The organism is Bradyrhizobium cenepequi, from assembly GCF_020329485.1.
GTDB classification, from domain to species: Bacteria; Pseudomonadota; Alphaproteobacteria; order Rhizobiales; family Xanthobacteraceae; genus Bradyrhizobium; species Bradyrhizobium cenepequi.
Map to the genome: position 1 here is coordinate 1 of NZ_JAGKJI010000155.1, position 1,050 is coordinate 1,050.

Annotated in this window: 1 protein-coding gene; it reads right to left on the reverse strand. The window is 62.8% G+C overall.

Annotation, left to right across the window (positions count from 1 at the left end; genetic code table 11):
* On the reverse strand, positions 1-1,033 hold a 1,033-nt coding region (locus J6497_RS40635), incomplete at its 3' end, for an amino acid adenylation domain-containing protein (RefSeq protein ID WP_249793990.1).
* Positions 1,034-1,050 lie beyond the last annotated feature (17 nt).

A 1,050-nucleotide genomic window follows, 5' to 3' on the forward strand; every position in this document is an offset into this window, starting at 1 on the left:
TCTCACCCGGCTCGATCCGGAAGCCGCGGATCTTCACCTGCTCGTCATTGCGGCCCAAAAACGCCAGATTGCCGTCCGGCAAGTACCGCGCAAGATCCCCGGTCTTGTACAGCCGGTCGCCGTCCACAAACGGGCTGGCGATGAACCGCTCCGCCGTCAGCTCCGGCTGGTTCAGATACCCACGCGCCACCCCCGCCCCGCCGATGTAGAGCTCGCCGACCGCCCCAAACGGAACCGGCGCGCCATGACCGTCAAGCAGATAAACTTTAGTGTTCGCGATCGGGCGGCCAATCGGGATGTTGGTCGCGAGAGTTAATTCTGTCGGAACGTCATAGAAGATGCAGCCGACAACTGTTTCGGTGGGACCGTATTCATTCACCATCCTGGCGGTGGGCTGGATGCTGCGCCACAACTCCACTGTCGAAGGCGACAGCGCTTCACCGCCGATGATCAATGTTCCAACTTGACTGGCGGCCTCGTCCGCCAGCATCTGTTGCCCAAGCGCATCCAGATGGCTCGGGGTGATATTGATCAGCCCGCACTCCGAGCTAATTTTTGCTTTTAGCTCCGCGACCTCATCTCCTTCCATGACAAGGAGTGCATGGCCGCCACAGATCAAAGGCGCAAACAGGCTGTTTATTGTCGCATCGAACGCCAGAGGCGAGGAGACCACGGAGGATGACCTGGGCGCGTAAGTATCGCAGGCCCAGTACAGATAATTGGTCATCCCCCGATGCTCGACCATGACGCCCTTGGGGGTCCCGGTAGAGCCGGAGGTGTAGATCACATAGGCGAGATGGCGGGAGCCAAGCGCGCGCACATCCGGATCCGACGCCGGCAGCTGCGCCCAGGCCGGCGTTGCCGTGTCGAGATCCACCACCGTCACATCCACGCCATCACCAAGCGCGGCGCGACCGGCCGCATCGGCCAGCAGCAGTCGTGGCGCCGCATCGCCCAGCACCTGGCGCAGCCGCTGAGACGGGTAGGCCGGATCCAGCGGCAGATAGGCGCCGCCCGCCTTCAGGATCGCCAAAACCCCCACCACCATCG